Origin of the sequence: Erythrobacter epiphyticus (genome assembly GCF_034653295.1) — a bacterium.
In the GTDB taxonomy this organism is placed as follows: Bacteria; Pseudomonadota; Alphaproteobacteria; order Sphingomonadales; family Sphingomonadaceae; genus Erythrobacter.
Window position 1 is genome coordinate 1 of sequence record NZ_JAYEEU010000045.1, and the last position, 753, is coordinate 753.

Below are 753 nucleotides of genomic sequence, written 5' to 3' on the forward strand. Positions count from 1 at the left end.
GCTTGATCGGGCGTCAGCAGTGATTTCAAATTGCACCAGCCGCCCGGTCTTCCGCTGAGTGATCATTGCGCGGTCGCGAACCTCGCAACCAGCCACGAGATCGCCGATCTTCAGCTTCACCAGATCGCAGCCGTGCAGCTTGCTGTCGATCGCCAGGTCGAACAGAGCGCGGTCTCGGAGCCGCTCCTCGCGATCAAGGAAGAACCGGATCACCCAAATCTGCTTCTGGGTCAGCGGCCGCTTGGTGTCGACGGTCCTGCCGGCATTCCTCGAAACCCGATTTTGCATGGCCGGGTTGAGGTGAGATTAGGTCATCATCTTTCTCCATGGCCTTGATTGGCCAGGATCAAAGAACGGACGCCGACCCGGCGAGAACACCATTGCCGTGCATGGAAAGCGTGATAGCGGCCTACGCTGCCTCAGGCACGCACAGGCAAAAGGGCCGCTTTCGATATAAGCGGACACGTAGCAATGCCGGTGCGAATGGCGGCTTCGTCCCACATTCGGCCTTTGGGCCCGCTTGGCATGTTAACCCCGCTTCCCGAAGATTTGAGCGTGAGCCACACTTTGCCGTGCGAGAGGGCGAAGCTTCCGCAAMACTGTGAATAATGCTTTGAAAGCCTCTCAGCAAAAGTTTGGGTATATAAGGCGGTATTTTGGTGAAAAATACAAAATTAAAACACATAAAACAATATAATAACATATAGGTATGATTCTCACCATCTCCGCCAGCAATCCATCATTCACGGCAGG

The 753-nt window shown here is 54.7% G+C and carries 1 protein-coding gene; it reads right to left on the bottom strand.

Annotated features, from left to right (window positions below):
- Window positions 1–288 (bottom strand): site-specific integrase (locus SOQ14_RS14435; RefSeq protein ID WP_527194253.1); only part of this gene is annotated, 288 nt, incomplete at its 3' end.
- Window positions 289–753: the final 465 nt, after the last annotated feature.